Below are 25,443 nucleotides of genomic sequence, written 5' to 3' on the forward strand. Positions count from 1 at the left end.
TTTATGGTATCTGTAGACGGACTGGCCGTGGAATTCGGCGGAACGACTTTGTTTAGCGATATTTCTTTTCAGATTAACGAGAAGGACCGTATTGCCCTGATGGGAAAAAACGGGGCCGGAAAGAGTACTTTATTGAAAATATTGGCCGGGGTGAGGCAACCGACGAGAGGACGTGTCACGGCTCCTAAGGATTGTGTGATAGCCTATTTGCCGCAGCATCTGATGACGGAAGACGGGCGTACGGTGTTTGAAGAGGCTTCGATGGCCTTTTCCCATTTGAAGGAGATGGAAAAGGAAATAGAAGCCATGAACCAAGAGCTGGCTGCCCGTACGGACTATGAGAGCGAGGATTATATGGCTTTGATAGAGAAGGTGGCCACGATGAGCGAGAAGTTCTATGCCATCGACCTGACCCATTTTGAAGAAGATGTGGAAAAGGCCTTGTTGGGATTAGGATTCGAGCGTTCGGACTTTACGCGTCCCACGAGTGATTTCAGCGGAGGTTGGCGCATGCGCATCGAGTTGGCCAAATTGTTGTTGCAGGATCCTGACGTGCTGCTGTTGGACGAGCCGACCAACCATTTGGACATCGAGAGCATACAGTGGTTGGAGCAGTTCCTGACGGAGAGTGCCCGTGCCGTAGTGGTTATCAGCCACGACCGCAAGTTTGTGGACAATATCACGACGCGTACGATAGAAGTCACGATGGGGCGTATCTACGATTACAAAGTCAATTACAGCAAATACCTGGAACTTCGTAAGGAACGGCGCGAACAGCAAATGAAACAGTATGAAGAGCAACAGAAGATGATTCAGGAAACCAAAGACTATATCGAGCGTTTCAAGGGCACGTACAGTAAGACGTTGCAGGTGCAGAGCCGTGTGAAGATGTTGGAAAAGTTGCAGATTATCGAGGTGGACGAGGAAGATACGTCGGCTTTGAGGCTGAAGTTTCCGCCTTCGCCCCGTAGCGGGAACTACCCGGTGACGATGGAGGATGTGGGTAAGTGTTACGGTGACCACCGTGTGTTCGGTGGTGTCAACCTGACAGTAGAGCGGGGCAACAAGATTGCTTTTGTAGGACGTAACGGTGAGGGTAAGTCCACTCTGGTGAAATGCATCATGGGTGAGATAGAGCACGAAGGCACGCTGACGTTGGGACATAATGTCCAAATCGGTTATTTTGCCCAGAATCAGGCTTCGTTGTTAGACGGAGAACTGACGGTGTTCCAGACGATAGACGATGTGGCCCAAGGGGAAATCCGCACGAAGATACGCGATTTGTTGGGGGCTTTCATGTTCGGAGGAGAGGAAAGCACCAAGAAGGTGAAGGTGCTCTCGGGGGGAGAACGTACACGTCTGGCGTTGCTCAAACTCCTGCTCAACCCGGTCAACCTGTTGATATTGGACGAACCTACCAACCATTTGGACCTGAAGACGAAAGACATTTTGAAGCAAGCCTTGGTGGCGTTTGACGGCACGCTGATTGTGGTGAGCCACGACCGGGACTTCTTGGACGGATTGGTTAGTAAAGTGTATGAATTTGGTCATGGAAAGGTGCGTGAGCACCTGTGTGGCATTTATGAGTTTTTGGAACAGAGAAAATTGGAGAACTTGCAAGAGTTGGAGCGGAAACGTTGATTTTTGCCCCCTTTGCCGATATTTTCCCGTGAATTTCTGGGAGAAAAAAAATAGAATGCTTAATTTTGCCCCAATTTTGGGATTCTGTGTAAAGCAGGGCTTCTGAAAGCGTGTGATTGTAAAACAACTATAATTCTGAAAAGAGGATGAAGAAACAATTCAAAAAGGTCTTGGTTTTGGGTTCCGGAGCGTTGAAAATCGGTCAGGCCGGTGAATTCGATTATTCCGGTTCGCAGGCACTGAAAGCATTGCGCGAAGAAGGTGTCCGTTCTGTGTTGGTTAACCCTAACATCGCTACCATTCAAACTTCCGAAGGAATTGCCGATGAGGTCTATTTCTTGCCGGTCACTCCTTATTTTGTGACGGAAATCATTAAAAAAGAACGTCCCGACGGCATTTTGCTGGCATTCGGAGGCCAGACGGCGTTGAACTGTGGAACGGAACTGTACCGTAACGGAGTGCTGGAGGAATACGGCGTAGAAGTGTTGGGGACTTCGGTGGAAGCCATCATGTACACGGAAGACCGTGACCTTTTCGTGAAGAAACTCGACGAAATCCCGATGAAGACTCCTGTCAGCAAGGCTGTAGAGAATATGGAAGACGCCTTGGCCGCAGCACGTGAGATCGGTTACCCGGTCATGATTCGTTCGGCTTACGCATTAGGCGGTTTGGGTAGCGGCATCTGTCCGGACGAGGAACGTTTCATCGAATTGGCCGGTAGTGCCTTTACTTTCGCACCGCAGGTCTTGGTGGAAGAATCCTTGAAAGGTTGGAAAGAAATCGAGTTCGAGGTCATCCGCGATGCGAATGACCATTGTTTCACCGTAGCTAGTATGGAAAACTTCGACCCGTTGGGCATCCATACGGGCGAGTCCATCGTAGTGGCACCGACTTGTTCGCTGACGGAAGAACAAGTGACGATGTTGCAGGAATTGTCTAAGAAATGTATCCGCCATTTAGGCATCGTAGGCGAATGCAATATCCAATATGCTTTCAATGCCGAGACGAACGATTACCGTGTCATCGAAGTAAATGCCCGCTTGAGCCGTTCTTCGGCGTTGGCTTCCAAGGCCACCGGTTATCCGTTGGCCTTTGTGGCGGCCAAGATTGCCTTGGGATATACGTTGGATCAGATAGGCGAGATGGGCACGCCCAACTCAGCATACGTGGCTCCTTCGTTGGACTACCTGATTTGCAAGATACCACGTTGGGACTTGACGAAATTCGAGGGCGTGTCGCGTCACATCGGTTCGAGCATGAAATCGGTAGGCGAAATCATGTCCATCGGCCGTTCGTTCGAAGAGATTATCCAGAAAGGTTTGCGTATGATAGGCCAGGGGATGCACGGTTTTGTGGGCAATGACCACGTGCATTTCGACCAACTGGACGAAGAACTCTCCAACCCGACGGATTTGCGTATTTTCGCCATGGCACAAGCTTTGGAAGAAGGGTATACCATACAGCGTATTTATGAGTTGACGAAGATAGACCCGTGGTTCATCGGCAAGTTGAAGAACATTGTCGATATGAAGAAAGAACTGGAGGGGCATGATACGTTGGAGTCCGTTGCTCCTGAATTATTGCGTGAGGCCAAGCGGTTGGGCTTCTCCGATTTCCAGATTGCACGTTTCGTACTTAAATCGAAAGGTACCAACATGGAGAAGGAGAACCTGCAGGTGCGCCAGTACCGTAAGCAACTGGGTATCTTACCGGCTGTGAAGCGCATCAACACGGTGGCATCCGAACATCCGGAACTGACGAACTACCTCTACATGACATACGGCACGGACGGCTACGATGTCAATTATTACAAGAATGACAAGTCAGTCATCGTGTTGGGTTCCGGCGCTTACCGTATCGGTTCTTCCGTGGAATTCGACTGGTGTTCCGTCAATGCGGTACAGACCGCACGCAAGTTGGGCTACAAGTCCATCATGATCAATTATAATCCCGAGACGGTTTCGACGGACTACGACATGTGCGACCGTCTCTACTTCGACGAGTTGTCTTTCGAGCGTGTGCTCGACGTGATCGACTTGGAGCAACCGGGCGGTGTCATCGTGTCCGTGGGCGGACAGATACCGAACAACTTGGCCATGAAACTCCATCGCCAGTCGGTACACATCCTGGGCACGTCCCCTGTGTCTATCGACCGTGCGGAGAACCGCAACAAGTTCTCGGCCATGCTCGACCGCCTCGGCATCGACCAACCGGCTTGGCAGGAGCTGACTAGCTTGGACGACATGAAGGCTTTCATCGACAAGGTGGGTTATCCCGTATTGGTTCGTCCGTCGTACGTGCTTTCCGGTGCGGCCATGAACGTATGCCACAATGAGGAACAGTTGACCCGTTTCTTGGAAATGGCCCGTGAAGTGTCGAAAGAATACCCGGTAGTGGTGTCCCAATTCATGCAGGAGACGAAAGAAGTGGAGTTCGATGCCGTGGCACAGAACGGGGAAGTGGTGGAATACGCCATCTCGGAACATATCGAATATGCCGGTGTGCATTCGGGCGACGCCACATTGGTGTTCCCGGCCCAGCACTTGTATTTTTCGACCATGCGTGCCATCAAGAAAATCAGTAGCCGCATTGCCCGTGAGCTGAACATTTCCGGTCCTTTCAATATCCAGTATTTGGCTAAGGGGAACCAAATCAAGGTCATCGAATGCAACCTCCGTGCGTCCCGCAGTTTCCCCTTCGTGTCGAAGGTGTTGAAGCGCAACTTCATCGAGACCGCCACACGTATCATGTTGGATGCACCGTACGACCGTCCCGACAAGTCGGTGTTCGACATCGACCGTATCGGCGTGAAAGCTTCGCAGTTCTCGTTTGCCCGTTTGCAGAATGCCGACCCCGTGTTGGGCGTGGACATGTCTTCCACCGGAGAAGTCGGTTGTTTGGGGGACGATTTCAATGAGGCTTTGCTGAATGCCTTGATTGCTACGGGCTACAGTGTGCCGAAGAAGGCGGTGATGCTTTCGTCCGGCGCGGTACAGTCCAAGGTAGACCTTTTGGAACCTAGCCGCATGTTGGCCGCCAAGGGATATGATATCTATGCCACGGAGGGCACGGCCCGTTTCTTGAATGACAACGGCGTGAAAGCGATAGCCGTGCACTGGCCCGACGAGCATACGGCTGCCGAGAACAACGTGTTGACGATGATAGCCCAACATAAGTTCGATTTGATTGTCAATATCCCTAAGGACCAGACCAAGCGTGAACTGACGAACGGTTACCGTATCCGTCGCGACGCCATCGACCACAACATACCGTTGATGACGAATGCCCGTTTGGCCAAGGCGTTCATCGAGGCGTTCTGCCAGATGGATATGGAACAGATCCAGATAAAGAGTTGGCAGGAGTATAAATAAGATATAAGATAGAAGAAGCCGCGCTTTTGTCCGTCGGAGGCAGAAGCGCGGCTTTTGTTTTTCAGAGTTCCAGCATCTTTTTTTCCCGTTCCAAGTCTTGGGTATCCAATGACGGGGACGGGACGGTACAGGTCTTGATGAAATCTCCCGGTTGACACGTATAATTATAATAAGGTAGGAGGTCGTCCGGTATTTGTCCTTTGGGAATGATTTCGCCTTTCAGCGCCAAGAAATCGTCCATGTCCGTGCTGTCGGAATGCTTGACGAAGAGAATCCGGCGTGCAATCGGGTTACGGTTGTAGTCGAGACAGAGGTAAAGCCCCTTCAGCATTTTGGGAAAGTCATACATGGGGAGTTGCAGGTAGATGGTAAAAAGAGCCAGTTCCGGGCTCTCACGTTCGTTGAACAGGATGTAGGAACTCGTGTGATTGTTGAATAGCCCCACGCCGGAATGGGTGGTATTGTAGGCACTCATGTGCACCACCCGTACGTATTCGTTGTTTTCGGAAGCCGTGATGAGGTAAGGCTCCACTTTCAGGGCATCGGCAGCCGACGAGAGACTGTAGCTGATATAAATGCCGCTGTAATTATAGGCTTCCTGCGCGGAAACCTGCGATTCTCTGGCCATCATGTCCCAAAAAGGGCTTTTTCTCTTTTCTCCGCCTTGTGGCGGTTCCAGTTCAAAAAGCCTTTCTTTCATGTCTTCCAGATTCCCGAGCAGCCGTTTCTTGGATACGTTGTTCACTTGCGAGAGGGCATAGTCCAAAGCTTCTTCCTCGGCAATGCCTTTCTTTACTTCGCCGATAAAGGTCGGCAGTACGCTGGAGTAGAGCGAAGAGAGCACACTGGCCGCCATTTGCGTATGGTCGGCGATTTCTTTCATCTTCACTCCGTTGTTTCTTAAGTATTCTATGCGTTTGTAAATTTCAAAAAGTTCGTTCATTATACCTTTTATATTGTATTACCGACTGCAAAGTAAATACATTCATGTTATAGTTCCGTTGCATGAATGTTTCATTAATGTTACATAACAATTCGTTGATTTCATGAAAGTTATTAATAATAGAATTTCATTTTTCCGTTTAGGAATACATGATAACTTTGCCGTCGAAAACCAAGAAACGATAGAAAAATGGAGATTATGGAATTGAAGGCAAATCAGAAAAAGACTCTCTCGGATGTGTTGTTCATCTTGTGGGCCGGCGGTGCGGCTTTGTTGTCTTATTCATTGGTATATGCACTTCGCAAGCCTTTCACGGCAGCCACGTTCGACGGGATTGACTTTTTCGGAATGGACTATAAGACGGCCACGAGCATCGTGCAGATTGCGGGTTATTTCCTCTCCAAACTCATCGGAATCAAGGTGATTTCGGAGATGAAAAAAGAGAACAGGCTGAAGTTCATTATCGTCTCTGTGGCTGTGGCCGAATTGTCTTTGGTGTTGTTCGGAGCGTTGCCCCGTCCTTATAATGTCTTTGCCCTGTTCTTCAACGGGTTGTCGTTGGGTTGCATGTGGGGAGTGATATTCAGCTTCTTGGAAGGCCGGAGGGTGACGGACTTATTGGCTAGCCTGATGGGTTTGAGTATCGCCATCAGTTCCGGTACGGCCAAGTCGTTGGGGCTTTTCGTGATGGACGGGCTTCATGTCAGCGAATTCTGGATGCCCGCGTTCATCGGTGCGTTCGCTTTCCCGTTGCTTTCCTTGTTGGGATGGGCGATGACCCGGCTTCCGCATCCTACGAAGGCCGACATGGAATTGCGTACGGAGCGTGTGGCTCTCGACCGCAAGGGACGTTCGGCCGTATTTAAGAGCTTCATGCCCGTGTTGTTGATGCTCTTCTTTGCCAACCTGTTCATTACCGTGTTGCAAGACCTTAAAGAAGACTTCCTCGTGAAAATCATCGATGTGAAGGCGGCAGGGTTGTCTTCGTGGGCTTTTGCCCAAATCGACGCTACGGTCACTTTGGTGATTCTCGTACTGTTCGCGGCCATGTCGATGGTGAAGAGCAACGTCAAGGTTCTCTGCCTTTTGTTGGCCTTGGTTACTTGCGGCTGTGCCGTGTTGAGCAGTGTGGCCTTCCATTACGAGGCTTGGAATTTGCCCGTCACGCTTTGGCTTTTCCTGCAGAGCCTGTGCCTCTATACCGTCTATTTGAGTTTCCAGACTCTTTTCTTCGAGCGTTTCATCGCTTGTTTCAGGATAAAAGGCAACGTGGGTTTCTTCATTATTACGTTGGATTTCATCGGTTATATGGGTACGGTGTTGGTTCTGGTGTTCAAGGAATGTTTCAATCCCGATGTCGACTGGTTGCAATTTTATAACTTTGCGTGCAGTTATGTGGGCATCATTTGCAGTGTGTCCTTTGCCTGCTCTGCGGCTTACATCGTATGGCGTTACCGCCGGGAACGCCGCCGTGGCCCGAAGAATTTCGTCTATGCTCCCTCTGCGCCGTTCCCTTGCGAGGGCGAGGAGTATGCCCTTTCCCCGGAAGTGATTAAAAACAGATAAACCATTTAGTTCAAACATAGAAACATGAAAAAAATTGAGTGCATCATTTTAGATTGGGCCGGTACGGCTGTGGATTACGGTTGCTTTGCCCCCGTGGCGGCTTTCATCGAGAGTTTCAACGAAATCGGCGTGCCGGTGACGGCTGCGGAGACCCGTGCTTACATGGGGCTGACCAAGATAGAGGAAATCCGTGCCCTGTTCAACATCGACCGGGTCAAGGCTGCATTCCGCGAGAAGTACGGTCGCGACTACACCGATGAGGACGTGCAGGCCCGTTACGAGGCTTTTCAGCGCGTGTTGTTTGATACCTTGGAGAATTATTCCGAACCGATACCCGGCGTGGTGGATACCGTAGAGGCATTGCGCAGGGCCGGTATCAAGATAGGTTCCACCACCGGATATACCAACAAGATGATGGACATCGTGATTCCGGCGGCGGAAAAGGCCGGTTACAAAGTGGACAACTGCGTGACTTCGGACCATCTGCCTGCCGGACGTCCTTATCCTTATATGGTCTACCGGAATATGATAGATTTGGCCGTACCGTCGGTGGATTGCGTGTTGAAGTACGGAGATACGATAGCCGACATCAAAGAAGGAGTGAACGCCAAAGTGTGGACCGTGGGTGTGGTCATGGGAAGCAACGAACTGGCCCTCACGCAGGAGGAAGTGGATGCCATGCCGGCTGATGAATTGGACGCACGCAAGGCCGAAGTGCGCCGCCGCATGTTGGAAGCCGGTGCCCACTATGTGGTGGACGACATTACGAAACTTCCGGCAGTAATCGAGACTATAAACCAAAAAATGAATTAATACATTAAAAAAACAAGAATATGAGACCTTATCTTTTGTTGACGCCTGGTCCGTTGACCACTTCAGAAACCGTAAAAGAAGCCATGCTGAGTGACTGGTGCACTTGGGATGAAGATTATAACGTGGGAATCGTGGAAGAAATCCGCAAATCGCTAGTGGAGATGGCCACGAAACATCCGGAAGAGTACACTTCCGTGCTGATGCAGGGTAGCGGTACCTATTGTGTGGAAGCCGTGTTGGGCAGTGCCCTCAAGCCGGGTGACAAGCTGCTTATCTTCAGCAACGGTGCTTACGGCAACCGCATGGGAGTCATTGCCGACCGCCACGGCATTGCCTACGACATGGTGGCTTTCGAGGAGACCATGCAGGTAGACCCCGAAGTGGTGGAGAAGAACCTGTCGCGCCACGGCGATGTGACCCACGTGGCTTTCGTGCACTGCGAGACGACCACGGGTATCCTGAACCCGCTGCCGGAATTGGCCCGTGTGGTCAAGGCGCATGGCAAGAAACTGATTGTGGATGCGATGAGCAGTTTCGGCGGTGTGCCTTTGGATGTGCAGGAACTCGGCATCGATTTCCTCATCAGCAGTGCGAACAAATGTATCCAGGGCGTGCCCGGTTTCGGCTTTATCATCGCCCGCCGCAGTGAACTGAAGGCTTGCAAGGGCGTGTCGCGTTCTTTGTCGCTCGACATCTACGACCAGTGGGAGACGATGGAAAAAGGTCATGGCAAGTGGCGTTTCACCTCGCCTACCCACGTGGTACGCGCCTTCAAGGAAGCCATGGAAGAGCTGAAGGTCGAAGGGGGAGTGGCAGCCCGTTACGCCCGTTACTGCAAGAACCACGAAGTATTGGTAAAGGGCATGGAGTCGCTCGGCTTCAAGGCATTGTTGCCGGCAGCCGTGCAGTCGCCGGTCATCACTTCGTTCCTTTATCCTGAGAAGGACTTCGACTTCAAGGCTTTCTATGCCGAGTTGAAAGCGAAGGGCTTCGTGATATATCCGGGCAAGATTTCCCAGGCCGACACTTTCCGTATCGGGAACATCGGCGACGTATATCCTGAAGATTTCGAGCGTCTGGTTGAGGCCGTGAAGGCTTGCCGTGAGGCTTGATCTCGATAAAATGTGTTGATAAGTGCGCCCGTCGGACAGGATTCCGGCGGGCGTGTTCTTTATGGCCTCGTGAAGGGTGGAACGGGCTTTGCCGGGAGATGCGGGCACATGGTTATGTTCCGGGCGTGAAAACCCAATGGTCGTCGTGGCTTTCATGGGGATTGAAACGGTAGCCTTCCCATTCGAAGGTTTTCAAATCTTCGGGATTTTCAATACGGTTCTTCAGGATGAAACGGGTCATTTCGCCCCGGCACATCTTGGCATAGACCACTACGGTGGACAACCGTCCGCCTTTGTAAGTATAAAAATCCGGGGTAACCACCCGCAATTCCCGGGTGACGCGTGTCCAGTCGAACAAGTTTTTCATTTCCGCACTGGCCAGGTTCACCAATATGCCTCCTTGTTGCCGTATGGTCGAAATGAAAGTGTCCGTCAGTCGTGCGCGCCAATAGGCGAACAGTGTGTGGCCTTCTTCCGGCAGCTTTACGTGCCCTTCCAACCGGTAGTTCCGGATGCGGTCGGCCGGTCGCAACAACCCGTAGAGAAACGAGGTGATGAACAGGTGGCTTTGGGCGTATGTCCAGTCTTCCGTCGTGAAATCTTGTGGCGCGATGTGCTTGAACACCATTCCCGTGTAGGCAGATAAGGCCGGAAGTCCGGTTGTCCCTTCATCATGGAACGCACGGAATTGAAGGCCGGTGCGTGCCGCGATTTGAGGATTGACATGTAGCATGCCGGCCAGCTCCCCGGCTGTGAATTCCGTCATGGACAAAGCGATGTGGCGTGCCTCTTCGATGAACAGGGGAGAGGAGGCCGGGGGAAGAACCGTCGGCGTTTTTTCCGTCATCGTTTTGGCGCAAGAGATGAATGTGAGCATTTCCAGAGGGGATTTATGGGTTATGTTGAAATCATTTTGATGGCAAAATTAGGTAAAAATGAATCTTTTTGCTACTTAATTAGTGTTTTTTAGACTTTTAGCTCTGCATGAAAAGGAGCAAATAGGATGGATTTCGGCAGAAAAATGCCATTCTTTCCACTTGATTGCGGTAAAATGTCCGCAGAAAATATGATTTTTATGTGCCGAAATAAAAATCGTTCGGCTGAAAGCGAAAAACGAATCTCAGCCGATTGAATGTGAAAATTCGTAAAAACGATATTTTCGAGGGTTGTAGGAAGGGAAAAGCTGGCCAGAAACGGACTTTTTGTCTCTATTTGGGCGTTTCGGATGTGCAAGCATGGGTTGACAAAGTGCCGCACGGGATGCTTTATGGCTTACAGCCCGACGGGTTTCTTGCCGGAGGAGGAGGGGGATGTCTGCCGTTTTGTCGCTTTTTCCGCGAAAAGCTGTCTTTTGGGTTATGGCATGAGTCGCGAGATTCGCGTGTTTGTGTTTGCTGCGCGGTGGACACCGGAATATGGAAACCGCGAGTGGACACGGTGGACAAAATGACAAAAAGTAAGTTCCCCATTTCCCTTTTTGGAAGCTTGCAGAAAAAGTTCCGGTTTTCTACTTATAACATTCGGATAAATGATAATTTAATGATTCCCTTTGAATAAACGGTAATCCACAGTCAATTATTATATGTTTAAGTAAATGAGTTCAGATAGAGAAAGTACCAAAAGTAGGGAGCAATGATTTGCACTCTAAATGAATTTAAGCATGAGATGGGGGCTGACGGCGAAAGACGGCAGGGCTTGCAATCAAAAAATAGTCGTACCGTAAGCGGTAGATGGAAAGGAAGGAAAGAATGGGTACCCTACTGTGGGGAAGCCATACCTTTCCATCCTTTATGTATTTTAAGGATAGTTCTTAGGAAAACACTGTTTTTTATCGTACTTTTGTGGCGATCAATCCGAGCTGAAATAAAATGGATGCAATAGCCTTGATAGATAAATATTATGCTGATACCCCCCGTTTGAGGGAACTTCTATGGATTCATAGCCGCCAGGTGGCCGACCGTTGCCTGAAAATTGCAGTACTCCATCCGGAGTTGGGTTTGGATAAGGCATTCTTGGAGGAGGCTGCTTTGTTACATGACATCGGCATTTTGCACACCCATGCTCCCGGTATTTTATGTACGGGAGACGCACCTTATATTTGCCACGGTTATCTCGGGGCGGAGATGCTGCGTGCGGAAGGGTTTCCGCGTCACGCCAGGGTGTGCGAGCGTCATACCGGTGCGGGGCTTTCGCGCGAAGAAATTGCAGCGCAGGGTTTGCCTATACCTGTGCAGGATTATTATCCGGAGACTTTGGAGGAACAGCTCATCTGTTATGCGGATAAATTTTATTCCAAATCCCATCCCGACGGGGAAAAAACACCGGAACAAGCGTTGAAGAGTGTGAGCAAGTATGGCGAGGACGGAGCACGGCGTTTTAGGCATTGGATGGAACTTTTTACGGAAAATCTCGGGCATTAAGCGGATTTTATGTAATTTTGCATCCGCTTACTGGTTTAGAACAAGACTGAATTCGGTTGAAAACAAAAATAGCTATATTCCTTTTGGTGGGTAGTTCATTCTGTATGTTGGCGCAAGGCGGATTGAACGAAGGGCTTTCGTCTTCTTACGTTGAGATAGGAAGAGGGATGTCCGATAGCTTGGTAAAAAATAGTGGAACTGCGGATTCTTTACTAAAAGATACGGTACTCTCCGGTTTGCGTGAGTTGGCGGCGGACAGTGCCGGGCATCTTCCTGACAGTGTCAGGGGAAAGGTTGCCATTCCGGATAGCATCGGGGCAGCGGTCACAGACAGCTTACAGGCTGATTCGGTGGCGGAAGATACCGCCAAAGTGAGCAAGTCGGTGCTCGACCAACCTGTGGAATATACGGCATCCGATTCGGTGACCTTCGAGGCCGGACTGGGAAATGCCAACCTGTATGGTAACAGTAAAGTAAATTATACCAATCTGGAGTTGCAGGCCGATTGGATTACGATGAACATGGACAGCAGCATCGTTCATGCCGTAGGACGTCCCGACTCCACGGGAAAAGTGCAGAACCAACCGGTATTCAAGCAAGGAAGCGACCAGTATGAGCCGGAACGTATCAGTTACAATTTCAAGACCCGCAAGGCATTTATTGATAACGTCTACACGAAGCAGGGGGATGGGTTCATGATTAGTGAAGAGTCAAAACGCGATGCTGAGGGCGTGACATACATCCGTCATGGCAAATACACGACATGCAGCGCGAAACATCCTCATTTTTATTTGGCATTGACACGTGCCAAGATGCGTCCGGGGAAGAATGTCATATTCGGTCCTGCCTATTTGGTGGTGGAGGATGTACCTTTGCCGTTAGCCATTCCTTACGGTTTCTTTCCCTTCAGTAAGAAGTATTCTTCCGGGTTCATCATGCCCACGTTCGGTGACGAAAGTATCCGTGGTTTCTATTTGCGTGATGGTGGGTATTATTTTGCCATCAGCGATATGATAGACCTGAAACTTATCGGAGAGATTTATACCAAGGGGTCGTGGGGATTGAGTACGCAATCCAATTACCGTAAGCGTTACCGCTTCAATGGTAATTTCTTCCTGAGCTACCAAAATACGGTGGAAGGAGAGAAAAACATGCCGGATTATTCGAAGTCCACTAGCTTCAAGATTCAATGGACGCATCGTCAGGATGCCAAGGCTAATCCTTCACAAAGTTTTTCTGCCAGTGTGAATTTTGCAACCTCTAACTACGAGCGTAACAATCTGACGAGCATGTACAATCCGGAGAACTACACGCAGAGTACGCGTACGTCGAGTGTGGCTTATTCCAAGACTTTCGAGCGGATAGGGTTGACGCTTTCCAGTTCTTTCAACTTGTCGCAAAGCATCCAGGACTCTTCCCTTTCGATGACTTTGCCGAGCCTTGATATTACTTTGGCGCGTTTCTATCCTTTCAAGCGCAAGAAGGCTGCGGGGAAAGAAAAGTGGTACGAAAAGATTGCTTTAAGCTATACCGGAAGCTTGAGCAACAGCATAGATACGAAAGAAGACTTGTTGTTCAAGTCCAATCTGATTAAAGACTGGCGTAACGGTATGCGTCATAACGTGCCCATCAGTGCGACGTTCAGTTTGTTCAACTATATCAATATCACGCCGGAATTCAGGTTTACCGACCGTATGTACACGCATAAGGTCATGAAAGGATGGGATGAAGAAAACCAACGGGAAGTGAACGACACGATTTGGGGATTCCAGAACGTGTATAATTATGATATGAGCGTATCGGCCACGACCAAACTCTACGGTTTTTACACGCCTTTGTTCGGTAAGAAGATACAGACCATCCGCCATGTCTTCACGCCGACCGTAAGCTTTAATTATGCACCGGATTTCGGTACGTCCCGTTACGGTTATTATGCGTCGTACGTGAAGACGGATAAAGACGGCAATGTATCTACGGTGAGTTATTCTCCTTACAGCGGTAGCCTCTATGGTGTGCCGGGGCGGGGGAAGACCGGAAGCGTGTCGATGGACATATCCAATAACATAGAGATGAAGGTTCGTACGAAGAACGATTCGGTACGGAAAGTCAGCCTTATTGACGAACTGGGAGCGAACCTGAGCTACAACATGGCGGCCGAACGTCAACCGTGGAGTGATTTGTCGATGAGGGTGCGTATCAAGACACCTTGGAACTATACGTTCAGCATGAATGCCCAGTTTGCCACTTATGCATACGAGTTCGACGAAAACGGTAATGTGCGTGTGGGTGACCGTACGGAATGGTCGTACGGGCGTTTTGGACGTTTCCAAGGCATGTCGCAGAACTTGTCTTATACGTTCAACAACGAGACGTTCAGAAAACTTTTCGGATGGGGAAAAGGCCGGGCGGAGTCCGTGGAAGGGACAGATGGCGAGACGGACGAGGAGGAAGCGGGCGACACGAACATAGATCCCGACCGTAAGAAATCGGAGCGGGCCGGAGCCAAAAAGGAGCCTCAGAAGGCCGAGGTGGACGAAGACGGATATTTGAAATTCCAGTTGCCTTGGTCCTTTACCGTATCATACGGTGTGACGATGTCGGAGAATACAAGCGGACGCATTAAGGTAAAGAAGATGCGCTACCCTTATAAGCTGACCCATACGCTGAACTTTTCGGGTAACATCCGTATTTCGGACGGATGGAATCTGACTTATTCCTCGGGATATGACTTCAACTATCACCGTTTGTCCATGACAACGGCTTCAATATCACGTGATTTGCATTGTTTCTCCATGTCGGCTAGCGTGGTGTTGAGTCCTTATACTTCCTATAATTTCACATTCTCAGCCAATGCTTCGGAGTTGGCCGATGTGCTGAAATGGAAAAAACAAAGCAGTTACAGTTCAAATATTGAGTGGTACTGATGTGTGTTTGTTAGAACAGAGTCGGGTAATCCATGCTTCTTTCTTCTTTTTCAGGAAATTCAACGGCTTCTTCCGATGGGCTTTCGGTGAAGTCGATTCGCATCTGTCGGCAGACGTTGGGTTTCAAGGCATACCAACCGCGATTGGCCGTTCCCATGAAAGGCGACGACGGTTTGCAGGACTGTGCCCATAGAAAGAAGCGTACATTTTGATAAACCCTTTCGTATGTCAGTTCCGTATTAAACAGTCCGGCGTGACGGTTGTAGACCTGTTTGGCGATGATGCCTACGGGAAGTCCTTCGCAGCCCTTCGTCTGCAAGATTTCATAAATATCGTTATAAAAAGGGTTTTCCATCTTGCAAAGATAATGATAAATAAGGATACTTTCAATTATTTATTTATCTTTGCTCGTCATTTTAATGAAATAAATATCATGAAGAAAGTAATTGGGTTTTCAGTAGCCTTGGCCGCTGTTTTGTTTGCGGCTTGTGATAATAAGGAGAATTCTTACAATTTTGCACAAATCATTTATCCGAGCGGATACGGCTCTGTGCTTTATGCCGACCAGACCGTTGATTCTTTGAGGTTTGCCACCACTTTCGATTGGTCTATTTCCGTGCCGGCCAACTGGATGCATGTCAATGAAGATTCCATGGCTGGAACTGTACCACAAGGATATTATATGGTGAAAAAGATTGATGTGAAGTTGGATGTAAACAACACAGATACGATTCGTACGGATTACATCTATTTCCATGCCGATGGCAAGACGTTGGTGACAGCCTACACGCAATATCACTATTTGAATATCGAGCGTCCGGTGCGCAGAAACTACCAGTTCACGTTGCAGGATACGGCTCGTCAGGTGCGTGACAGTTTGGTGTTCCAGACTTATGGTGACGACTGGACGTTGGCTTTCAAGGGAGGGGAGCCTGCGTGGGTGCGTTTGGCTGACGGGGCACCCACTTCCGGACGTTCCGGGAAATATACCGTGCATTACCAATTAGACCAGAACACGACGACAGCCGAACGTACGGCCGTGTTGGAACTGAAGAGCCGGGGCGTTTCGACAGACATCCGGATTAAACAGTTAGGGTTGAAAGCCGAAGAAGATTAAATGGTTAGGCAATATATTTTTATCTAATTATCAATATTAATTTGACATGAAAAAACATTTTGTGAACAAGGCTCTTTCTGCGGCTTTGTTAGGATGGGGATTGTGTGCATCCGTTTCGGTCGGAGCCGCAGTCCCTGATTCGGTGTACCTTATGGCCTATAATGTGCATGTGGGCAATGGGTTGAATTTTGCTTGGAGTGCGAACCGGCAGGTGTGGAAGGGGATTGGCCCTGGCCATGCTTTCGTCAAGAGCGATTTCGGAACGTGGGGGGCAGAGAAGAAAATGTACAATCCGAACCTGATGCAGATGCCGGACGGGACATGGCGTTGCGTGTTTCAGGTGAACGATTATGCCAACCAGTTTGCCGTGGCTTATAGTGAAGATTTGGTGAAATGGAGGCCGCAGGACTATCCTTATATGGAAGGGGTGAACAGCTGCATTGCACCGGTTTTGTCTTACGATGCGGCAACGGCTACTTATAAGGTGTTGTTCAAGACCAAGGATGGTGGGGTGTACGAAACCGTTTCCAAAGATTTTTATCATTTCAGCAAGCCGCGTAAAGTCGATGCTTCCGTTTATCCTTCGGTGACGGAGCAGGCACTTGTGGACGGACAGCCGGTGAACGGACAGGTATTCAGGGTGCCGTATGCCGGAGTGGAGCGCATGGTACAGGCTGTAGAAAGCGCAGCATATTGGGCAGCACTCAACGGAGAATTGGCGCGAGACAATGAAGTGCGTTTCCAAGGCTTGAAACCTCTTGAAGCCACGATCAAGATAGATGCGGGCCGGACGAAGAAGATCAGTGACAAATTGATCGGTATCTTTTTTGAGGACATCAGTTATGCTGCCGATGGTGGTTTGTATGCCGAGTTGGTGCAGAACCGTGATTTTGAATATTCCCAAGCCGATGTCAAGGGGGGAAACAAGGCTTGGAAAGCCGATTTTGCCTGGACGTTGGAAGGCAACGGCGGGACGTGGGAGATACGGAAATCCGAGCCTATCCATGAAAACAACCCGAATTATGCCGTCGTGGACGTGAAACAGCCTGGCCAAGTGGCTTTGTTGAATGGCGGTTTCGACGGTATTCCCGTCCGTGAAGGTGAGAAATACGATTTGTCGGTGTTTGCCAAACAGTTGGAGGGAAAAGGCGGAAAGATACGGGTGAGCCTCGTGCAGGACGGTCGGGTGATGGCACAGACCATCCTTAAAGCACCCAAGTCGGATTGGAAGAAAATGACTGCGGTGTTGAAAGCCGATGCCGATGCCGACCACGCGTCCATTAAAGTGGAACCTTTGGGGACGGGCAAGGTGGCTTTGGACATGATTTCGCTTTTCCCGCAACAGACGTTCAAAGGGAGAAAGAACGGTTTGCGGGCCGATTTAGCTCAGGCGTTGGCCGATTTGAAACCGAAGTTCATGCGCTTCCCTGGCGGCTGTGTGGCTCATGGAGACGGTCTGCACAACATTTATAATTGGAAGGAGACGATTGGACCGTTGGAAGCCCGCAAACCTCAACGCAACTTGTGGGGTTACCATCAGACGAAAGGATTGGGTTATTATGAGTTTTTCCAATTCTGTGAGGATATCGGGTGCGAACCGCTTCCGGTGTTGGCAGCCGGTGTGAGTTGCCAGAACTCGAGCGACTGCGGGCATGGACAGCAGGGAGGTATCCCGATGGACAAGATGCCGGAATACGTACAGGATGTGTTGGACTTGATTGAGTGGGCCAACGGGGATGCCAAGACTACGAAATGGGGCAAAGTCCGTGCCGAGCAGGGACACCCGGCACCGTTTAACCTGAAGTATATCGGCATCGGCAACGAAGATTTGATTTCCAAAACGTTTGAAGAACGCTATCTGATGATTGTCAAAGCCGTGAAAGAGAAGTATCCTGACATCGTCGTTTGCGGTACGTCAGGACCGTGGTCGGAAGGTAGTGATTACGAGACCGGTTGGCGTTTGGCTAAAGACCATAAGATAGACATGATTGACGAGCATTATTATCAGACGCCCGGTTGGTTCATTTATCATCAGGACTATTATGACCAATACGACCGTAACGGTTCCAAAGTGTATTTGGGCGAATACGCGGCTCATGCTCCCGGCCGTCCCAACAACATAGAGACGGCCTTGTGCGAAGCCTTGCACATTTGCGGCATGGAGCGCAACGGTGATGTGGTGGCCATGAGTTCGTATGCTCCTTTGTTGGCCAAGGATGGACATGTGAATTGGAATCCGGACATGATTTATTTCAATAACAAAGAGGTGAAGCCCACAGTAGGTTACTACGTGCAGAAGCTTTGCGGCAACTATTGCGGCGACGAGTATATCGAAAGCACGCTTTCGGTGAACGAAGGCCGTAGGGGAGTACGCGATCGTCTGGCTGTCAGCACGGTACGCGATACCAAAACTGGAAAGGTGTACATTAAAATGGTGAACCTCCTGAATCATCCCGTGAAAGGGAAACTGGACTTGTCGAGCCTGAAAGACCGTTTCGGCGAGGCGCAGAGTTTGGATGCCCGCCTGCATGTGTTGACCGGCAACTGGGACGACCGCAATGCCCGTCCGAAGGAGAGCGACATCAAGGTGAAACCTGAATTCGACTATGAACTTCCGGCTTATTCGTTCAGCCTGATTGAGATTTAAAGGCTTGTCCGTTAGCATAAAAGAACCTTGCCAAGAGCTGATTTTGCTTTTTGCAAGGTTTTTTTGTATTCTTAAATAAGAAGAATCTGCTCTTCGTTCGTATATATAATAAAGGAAAGATTATAAATCGAATCAAACAGAAAGTATACAATGGTGAAAGAAAGTTTATCAAGAGGTATGTTGCGGGTGGCGATGTGTGGTTGCCTCCTTTGCGGAGGAATCCCGCTAGCGGCACAAACTCAGGAATACCTGTCTGAAGTATGGTCGCCCGATTTGGGCAATGGCATGTACAAGAATCCGGTGATTCATGCGGATTATTCCGACCCCGATGTCTGTGCCGTGGGGAATGATTTCTATCTGACGGCCTCCAGTTTCTCCTGTGTGCCCGGCCTACCCATCCTCCATTCCAAGGATTTGGTGAATTGGAAAGTCGTGAACTATGCCCTGAAGGAGTTGGTCCCGACGGACTTTTACGCTACCGTGCAGCATGGCAGGGGAGTATGGGCACCGAGTATCCGTTACCACGAAGGGGAGTACTATATCTATTGGGGCGACCCGGACTTCGGCGTGTATATGGTCAAGGCGGAAGACCCTGCCGGCGAATGGTCTGAGCCGGTGTTGGTCAAGGCTGCCAAAGGCATTATCGACCCCTGTCCGTTGTGGGACGATGACGGGAAGTGTTATCTGGCTTACGCATGGGCTGGGAGCCGTGCACAAATCAATTCCGTGTTGTGTGTGGCCGAAATGAATGCGGAGGGCACGAAAGTAGTCGGCCCTTCCCGCATCGTGTATGACGGAAATGATGATGTGAACCACACAGCCGAGGGACCTAAGTTTTATAAACGCAACGGTTACTATTACCTGATGTTTCCGGCCGGTGGCGTGCAAATGGGATGGCAGATGGCCGCCCGCAGCCGCAACGTGTACGGGCCGTACGAGGCGCGGCGCGTCATGGAGCAAGGGGATACTCCGGTCAACGGACCCCATCAGGGCGGTTGGGTGCAGACCGCATCCGGCGAAGACTGGTTCGTGCACTTCCAGGATAAAGGATGCTACGGCCGTGTGGCTTGGCTCGAACCCATGACGTGGAAAGACGACTGGCCGGTGGTGGGCGAGGATAAGGACGGTGACGGTTGCGGCAATCCCGTACTGACCTACCGCAAGCCGTCCGTGCCGTCTTCCGTCCGGGTGAATCCGGCCGAAAGCGACGAATTCGACACTACGGAGCTTGGGTTGCAGTGGCAATGGCATTCCAATTATCAGGATTTATACGGATTTACCACTCCGTACGGTTTTATCCGTTTATATTCTTGGCCGTTATCCGAAAAGTATATAAATTTGTGGGAAGCATCCAATATGTTGCTCCAGAAGTTCCCCGCCGAGACTTTTACGGCCACGACAAAAGTCACGGTGGTGAGCAAGGAAGACGGTCAGGAAGGCGGCCTGATAGTCATGGGATGGGATTATGCGGCACTGACCGTGCGTCGGGAGGGCGACCGTTTCATCCTCATTCAGCGGGTTTGTAAGGATGCAGAGCAAGGCGGGAAGGAATCTGTGGAAAAATTGGCGGGTTTCGAGCCGTCCGAACGTCAAACTATCATTTATTCACCCACGGTCAGCCGTTCGGTCTATTTGCGGGTACAAGTAGCCGGAGAAGGGATGTGCCGTTTTGCATACAGTCTCGACGGTCAGACGTTTACTCCCTGTGGCAAGCCGTTTAAAGCCCGTCAGGGCAAGTGGATAGGCGCAAAGGTGGGCTTCGTATGCGTGGAGCCGTATGCCGAACCTGCGGCCAACCGGGGATGGATGGATGTAGACTGGTTCCGAGTTACTCCGTAAACGGGAAAAACACTCATTTTAAAATATAAAAACAACATGAAAAAACAAACATCTATGCTTGCGGTCCTTCCCGTTCTGTTCGGGTTCTTTGTGATGGGCTTTTGTGACATTGTCGGTATTTCGTCGGATTATGCGCGCGAAGCGTTCGGTTGGAGCCATACCATGGCCGGTTTCGTGCCTTCGATGGTTTTCATCTGGTTCCTTTTTTTTAGCATACCGGTGGGTATCAAAATGAATGCATGGGGACGTAAGAATACCGTCATGCTCAGTATGGCGGTCACGCTTGTGGGTATGCTTATCCCGTTGTTGAAGACCGATTGGGCCTGTCTTGTGGGATATGCCCTGTTGGGAATCGGCAACACCATCCTGCAAGTGTCGCTCAATCCTTTGTTGAACAATGTGGTGACCGACCAGAAACTGTTGACCAGCAGTCTGACCGCCGGGCAGGTTGTCAAGGCTGTTTCTTCGTTCTGCGGCCCGTTCATCATGCTTTTTGCCGTGAACGTGCTGGGCGGCGGCGACAAGGACAACTGGTATCTGGCTTTCCCCGTGCTCGGTGCCATTACGTTAGTGTCCGCCCTTTGGCTGTACTTCACACCCATACCCCATGAGAAAAGGGAAGACAGCGGCGTGACGATGGGGAAGGTGTGGGGCTTGCTGTCCGACCGTACCATCCTGTTGCTCTTCCTGGGTATCTTCTTCGTAGTGGGTATCGACGTGGCCACGAACTTCATCAGTTCGAAAGTCATGATAACCCGTTTCGGTTGGGATACATCGGATGCCGGTATGGCTCCTCAAGTGTACTTCATTTGCCGTACGGTGGGAGCGTTCCTCGGCGTGTTCTTCATGACCAAGATATCCGAGATGAAGTATTTCCGTATCAATATCCTGGCCGCTATTGCCGCCATTTTGGTGTTGGCTTTCTATGAAGATGCCACGGTGGATCTGATTTGTGTGGGCGGCATCGGATTCTTCTGCTCTTGTATTTTCTCCATCATCTACTCCATGGCCGTACAGCGCATGCCGGAGAAAGCCAATCTGATTTCCGGTCTGATGATTACGGCGGTGGCCGGTGGCGGTGCGGTGACCCCGTTGATTGGTGCGGCTACGGACGCGGCCGGTATCACAGCCGGTGTGTGCGTGCTGCTGATTTGTGCTTTCTATCTCACTTTCTGCGCATACGGCGTGAAGAGTACACGATAGGGATTTTTAGAATGATAACAATGAAACGGATAAACTATAAAATAGGATTTGTATTGCTGTTGGGATTGTGCTGCCGTCCGGTGGCGGCCCAACAGCGGGTCGATGTAGAGAAAGACTTGCAATACTGCCATCGTCAGGTGGCACGTGCATTGGCAGGTTTGAAGAAAGACGGCGGATGGGATTATACCCGGATGCCGCGTAACATTCTTGCGGAAGATTTGAAGGAGGGTCGGACAGAGTGGAATTGTCGTCCGGCTACACCCGAAGAATGGTGCGGCGGTTTTTGGCCGGGCGTGTTGTGGTATGACTATGAATATGGGGGCGAGGCTTACATCGGACGTCAGGCCCGGAACTACACGGCCTCACTGGCTTATTTGGCCGACCGTGACCCGTACGACCATGATTTGGGCTTTCTGGTGTATTGCAGTTTCGGCAACGGGATGCGCATCGCGCCTTGTGCATCCTATCGGGATGTCATTGTAGGCACGGCTAACCAGTTGGCCAAACTCTTCAACCCCCGGATAGGTACCATTCTGAGTTGGCCGCGTGAGGTCGAAAAACAAGGATGGCCGCACAATACCATCATGGACAATATGATTAACTTGGAGATGCTTTTCTGGGCTTCCCGTAACGGTGGCGGACAAAACTTGTACGACGTCGCTGTGCGTCATGCCGAGACGACCATGAACAACCATTTCCGCAAGGACGGTTCTTGCTATCATGTGGCGGTCTACGACACGGTGAGCGGTAAGTTGATAAAAGGTGTCACGCATCAGGGGTATTCGGACCGGTCGATGTGGGCGAGGGGACAGTCCTGGGCCATTTACGGCTACACGATGGTGTATCGTGAGACCCGTGACCCTCGTTTTCTGGCTTTTGCGCAAAAGGTGACGGATGTGTACCTCAAACGTTTGCCCGAACGCTCGGACGACTGGGTACCGTTGTGGGACTTCGACGACCCGTCGCCATCGGCACCCAAGGATGCTTCGGCAGCCTGTGTGGTGGCTTCCGCTTTGTTGGAACTGAGCGTTTATGTGGATGCCGGGAAAGGACAGCAATATCGCAAGGCGGCAGAAAATATGTTGTCATCCCTGAGCCGGAACTACCAGAGCGGAGAACGTTGCGTGTCTTTCCTGCTTCACAGTACGGGACACCATCCGGCCGGGAGCGAGATAGACGCTTCCATCATCTATGCTGATTACTATTATTATGAGGCCTTGTTGCGCTTGCGCCGGTTGCAGCAAGGACGTCCGGTGTTAGGTATCGGATGACGACTTGAAACTTTCGGGTTTCTCTTTCACGGCCATATTGCGGTCGAGGGAGAGACCCGAAATATTTGTATACATAAAGTTGGGATAAACATGCTGTATGGTTTTGAAATAAAATAATGGTACGAAATGAAGACAATGGTTTGGATGGCCGTGGCAGGTGTGATATGGACTTGTTGGGGCTGCAAAGACGAAAATGGTGTAAAGAAAGGAAAAGACGAACCGTGGGTTGTGGAAATCAAATCCTTCGAGGGAGATGAGTTGAAAGTGTCGGATATTTTGGCACGTATAGATACAGTGGAGTTGTATACGGATGGGAAGGCCATGGCTTCGATAGGAGATTTGTGTTTTCTGGATTCCATGGTCTATATATTGGACGCTTCGAAAGCCGTGTCGGCCTTCAACCTGCGTACAGGGAGATTATGCAAGCAGATACGGACGGTGGGACGGGGGCATAACGAGTATATTATGCCAAACGCTATTGCTTCAGGAGGCGGCCGGGTGCACTTGATGGATTTTTCCGGAAGATGTATCCTCTCTTATGATGCAGACCTGAATTTGTTGCACCGTACGCCTGTGGACTTTATGATGCATGACATTATTCCTGTAGATGACGGATTCTTACTTAGTAACAGCTCTCCCGGAGACCGTGAAGAATTGATTATTCATACGGATACATCGGGCAAAGTATTGGGTAAGTTCCTTTCTGCTGATTTAAGTCAGGCTATTTGGCCGGTGGGCAAACCTTTTATCCGTAATCCGAAGGGGGACGTTTTCCTGAAAGCACCCTTTTCCAACGGTATTTATGTTTGGCGCGATACGGTTCCGGTATTGGCTTATCGTGCGGACTATGGTAGCCTGACTCCCGAACAAGGTCGGGAGGCGGAAGACTTCCTGAGTGCGGGAAAGGTCGGGACGTTTCATGATTTCTTGACCTCCGACCGTTGGTTGGGTATTTTTGAATATGCGGATGAGGTCTATTGTCACATGGAAAGCCTGTCCGACGGACAATTCCACCTTCAAGGAAAGCTTGTGCGGGATGTCCCCGGTTTTTATCCCCAGTGGCAGTATGGTGAAGCGTTGGTTGGGGTTGTTCACGGTGATGATTACGGCAGCGAGGCCAAACTTCAAGAAACAAGATTGGGGGCGATTCTCTTTTTTTATTATTTGAAATAAAAATAGGGATACAAACTTTTTTTCTTACTTTTTTCACATTTTTATTTGAACTTCGAATCGAATCTCGTATATTTGCGGATGTAAGTAGGGAAACTCTTACATTTATACTTTTCCAGTGGGGACGATGTGGAAGATGGAGTAGCATCGTCCCCACATTTTGATATAGTGGAAAAAATTTGTTACTAGTCTAATTATGATAATATCATGAGAAAAGTTCTTTTGTATGTATCGTTTGTTACAGCATTGGTGTCGTGTAATAATGAAAAGAGTACGCCACGATGGGAAGAGAAACATAATACTCGTGAGTTTGGTGCTGTCATTTCAATGGAAACCTATCCGGTTGTAGTAGATGAATTTATGAATATAAAAGAGTGGTGCATCGTGGATACAATGCTCATTTGTAAGAACGACGGCGGTGAACCGTTTTATTATGTGTTCAACACAAATGATTTCCGAGTTACTGGAAAATTCGGCCGTAAAGGAAACGGGGAGAACGAATGGATTTCTCCTCATCTGATACCGATAACGGATACTGCTTATACCGTCATTGATAATTTTCGGTGGGGAATCTATGACGTGACGAAGGTAGATAGTTCGTATGTGATTCAAAAGAAAAAGAATATGGGCGTGCAGATGCCTTTAAATTCCCCTAAGTTTGTCTCATATTCAACTTTTGGAAATATTTCATATAGTCCGCGAGAAATTGTATGGGAGATTACGGATATAGAGAATCTGTCATGTTCGGATTCGATTGTTTTTTTTGATGAAAGTAAAGGTGGTAATTCCATGCTTTATAATTTTTCGTATGATGTGGCGTTTGGGCATGCCGTATTTGCTTACCTTTATCAGGATGGTTTTATGATAGCCTCCTTGTCCGATGGGCGGCATGTGATACCGGAGTTAGCCGTGAAGGGCGACGGAGAAGAAAGGATGAAAGACGGAGGGTATTATACGGATGTGGTATGCGGAAAGAAATGCTTTTACGTTTTGTCGCAGGGGGACGTGGAGACATCCGGATTGTCAGGAGCATCTTTCATAGAGGTTTATGACTATGAGGGAAATCCTATGAAGAAAATAAACTTAGATATCATAGCGTCCCATATGGTTTACGATAAAATAAACAAAAGGGTTATTTTCAGTCCTTCAATGGATAATGATTTACACGTATTGGATTATGAGTTTGAATAGATAATTTATTCTTACAGCAAACCGGAAAACCATTGTGTTATGATTGGTTTTCCGGTTTGTGATAACAAGACACCTATAATTTCAAGATATCTTCTTTGGAAAGTCCGGTGGCACGAGAAATATCTTCCATGGAAAGCCCCATGGCTTTCAGGTTCCGTGCTGTGGATAATATCCCTTCAGCTCTTCCTTCAGCTCTACCTTCAGCTCTACCTTCA

The 25,443-nt window shown here is 49.6% G+C and carries 18 protein-coding genes; 15 read left to right on the forward strand and 3 right to left on the reverse strand.

Annotated elements, in window-relative coordinates:
- Positions 1 to 3 precede the first annotated feature (3 nt).
- Positions 4 to 1,641, forward strand: coding sequence for an ABC-F family ATP-binding cassette domain-containing protein (locus HMPREF9442_RS01630; protein WP_008624578.1), 1,638 nt, complete (start codon positions 4 to 6; stop codon positions 1,639 to 1,641).
- Positions 1,642 to 1,787: 146 nt separating this feature from the next.
- Entirely contained in the window at positions 1,788 to 5,012 is a 3,225-nt protein-coding gene (gene carB, locus HMPREF9442_RS01635; protein ID WP_008624579.1) for a carbamoyl-phosphate synthase (glutamine-hydrolyzing) large subunit, read from the forward strand.
- A gap of 61 nt (positions 5,013 to 5,073) precedes the next feature.
- On the opposite strand, the gene HMPREF9442_RS01640 is transcribed toward carB, so the two are convergent.
- A complete protein-coding gene (locus HMPREF9442_RS01640) occupies positions 5,074 to 5,955 on the reverse strand; it encodes a hypothetical protein (RefSeq protein ID WP_008624580.1) in 882 nt (293 codons plus the stop codon).
- A gap of 189 nt (positions 5,956 to 6,144) precedes the next feature.
- Here HMPREF9442_RS01640 and HMPREF9442_RS01645 point away from each other — a divergent pair, with 189 nt between their 5' ends.
- From HMPREF9442_RS01645 to HMPREF9442_RS01655, 3 genes are read left to right on the forward strand one after another with little or no spacing between them, the layout of a single operon-like run.
- Positions 6,145 to 7,521 carry a DUF5690 family protein gene (locus HMPREF9442_RS01645; RefSeq protein ID WP_008624581.1) on the forward strand — a complete coding sequence of 459 codons (1,377 nt, stop codon included), beginning with the start codon at positions 6,145 to 6,147 and terminating at the stop codon, positions 7,519 to 7,521.
- A 24-nt stretch (positions 7,522 to 7,545) separates the two neighbouring features.
- Entirely contained in the window at positions 7,546 to 8,334 is a 789-nt protein-coding gene (gene phnX, locus HMPREF9442_RS01650; RefSeq protein WP_008624582.1) for a phosphonoacetaldehyde hydrolase, read from the forward strand.
- A gap of 20 nt (positions 8,335 to 8,354) precedes the next feature.
- A complete protein-coding gene (locus HMPREF9442_RS01655; protein WP_008624583.1) occupies positions 8,355 to 9,446 on the forward strand; it encodes a 2-aminoethylphosphonate--pyruvate transaminase in 1,092 nt (363 codons plus the stop codon).
- Positions 9,447 to 9,558: 112 nt separating this feature from the next.
- Here HMPREF9442_RS01655 and HMPREF9442_RS01660 read toward each other — a convergent pair whose 3' ends face one another.
- Positions 9,559 to 10,323: a YaaA family protein gene (locus HMPREF9442_RS01660; protein WP_040602464.1), complete on the reverse strand. Its 765-nt coding sequence runs from the start codon at positions 10,321 to 10,323 to the stop codon at positions 9,559 to 9,561.
- Between the two features lie 390 nt (positions 10,324 to 10,713).
- Between HMPREF9442_RS01660 and HMPREF9442_RS16370 the strand changes: the two genes are divergently transcribed.
- From HMPREF9442_RS16370 to HMPREF9442_RS01675, 3 genes are all read left to right on the forward strand, one after another.
- Positions 10,714 to 10,896 carry a hypothetical protein gene (locus tag HMPREF9442_RS16370; RefSeq protein WP_172604659.1) on the forward strand — a complete coding sequence of 61 codons (183 nt, stop codon included), beginning with the start codon at positions 10,714 to 10,716 and terminating at the stop codon, positions 10,894 to 10,896.
- Between the two features lie 418 nt (positions 10,897 to 11,314).
- On the forward strand, positions 11,315 to 11,866 hold the full coding sequence (locus tag HMPREF9442_RS01670; protein ID WP_008624598.1) for an HDIG domain-containing metalloprotein: 552 nt from the start codon (positions 11,315 to 11,317) through the stop codon (positions 11,864 to 11,866).
- A 104-nt stretch (positions 11,867 to 11,970) separates the two neighbouring features.
- Positions 11,971 to 14,790, forward strand: coding sequence for a putative LPS assembly protein LptD (locus HMPREF9442_RS01675; protein ID WP_008624599.1), 2,820 nt, complete (start codon positions 11,971 to 11,973; stop codon positions 14,788 to 14,790).
- Between the two features lie 10 nt (positions 14,791 to 14,800).
- On the opposite strand, the gene HMPREF9442_RS01680 is transcribed toward HMPREF9442_RS01675, so the two are convergent.
- Positions 14,801 to 15,145 carry a hypothetical protein gene (locus HMPREF9442_RS01680; protein WP_008624600.1) on the reverse strand — a complete coding sequence of 115 codons (345 nt, stop codon included), beginning with the start codon at positions 15,143 to 15,145 and terminating at the stop codon, positions 14,801 to 14,803.
- Positions 15,146 to 15,223: 78 nt separating this feature from the next.
- Between HMPREF9442_RS01680 and HMPREF9442_RS01685 the strand changes: the two genes are divergently transcribed.
- The 7 genes from HMPREF9442_RS01685 (at position 15,224) to HMPREF9442_RS01715 (ending at position 25,228) form a co-directional block, all read left to right on the forward strand.
- Positions 15,224 to 15,907: a BACON domain-containing protein gene (locus HMPREF9442_RS01685; protein WP_232038345.1), complete on the forward strand. Its 684-nt coding sequence runs from the start codon at positions 15,224 to 15,226 to the stop codon at positions 15,905 to 15,907.
- A 46-nt stretch (positions 15,908 to 15,953) separates the two neighbouring features.
- Positions 15,954 to 18,554: an alpha-L-arabinofuranosidase family protein gene (locus tag HMPREF9442_RS01690; protein ID WP_008624602.1), complete on the forward strand. Its 2,601-nt coding sequence runs from the start codon at positions 15,954 to 15,956 to the stop codon at positions 18,552 to 18,554.
- 177 nt (positions 18,555 to 18,731) lie between these two features.
- On the forward strand, positions 18,732 to 20,393 hold the full coding sequence (locus tag HMPREF9442_RS01695) for a glycoside hydrolase family 43 protein (protein WP_172634376.1): 1,662 nt from the start codon (positions 18,732 to 18,734) through the stop codon (positions 20,391 to 20,393).
- 36 nt (positions 20,394 to 20,429) lie between these two features.
- Positions 20,430 to 21,596, forward strand: coding sequence for an MFS transporter (locus tag HMPREF9442_RS01700; RefSeq protein WP_008624604.1), 1,167 nt, complete (start codon positions 20,430 to 20,432; stop codon positions 21,594 to 21,596).
- 20 nt (positions 21,597 to 21,616) lie between these two features.
- Positions 21,617 to 22,867, forward strand: coding sequence for a glycoside hydrolase family 88 protein (locus HMPREF9442_RS01705; protein WP_172604658.1), 1,251 nt, complete (start codon positions 21,617 to 21,619; stop codon positions 22,865 to 22,867).
- A 126-nt stretch (positions 22,868 to 22,993) separates the two neighbouring features.
- Complete coding sequence (locus HMPREF9442_RS01710) at positions 22,994 to 24,040, forward strand: DUF4934 domain-containing protein (RefSeq protein WP_008624606.1); 1,047 nt, start codon at positions 22,994 to 22,996, stop codon at positions 24,038 to 24,040.
- Between the two features lie 204 nt (positions 24,041 to 24,244).
- A complete protein-coding gene (locus HMPREF9442_RS01715; protein ID WP_008624607.1) occupies positions 24,245 to 25,228 on the forward strand; it encodes a BF3164 family lipoprotein in 984 nt (327 codons plus the stop codon).
- Positions 25,229 to 25,443 lie beyond the last annotated feature (215 nt).

Source organism: Paraprevotella xylaniphila YIT 11841 (assembly GCF_000205165.1).
GTDB lineage: Bacteria > Bacteroidota > Bacteroidia > Bacteroidales > Bacteroidaceae > Paraprevotella > Paraprevotella xylaniphila.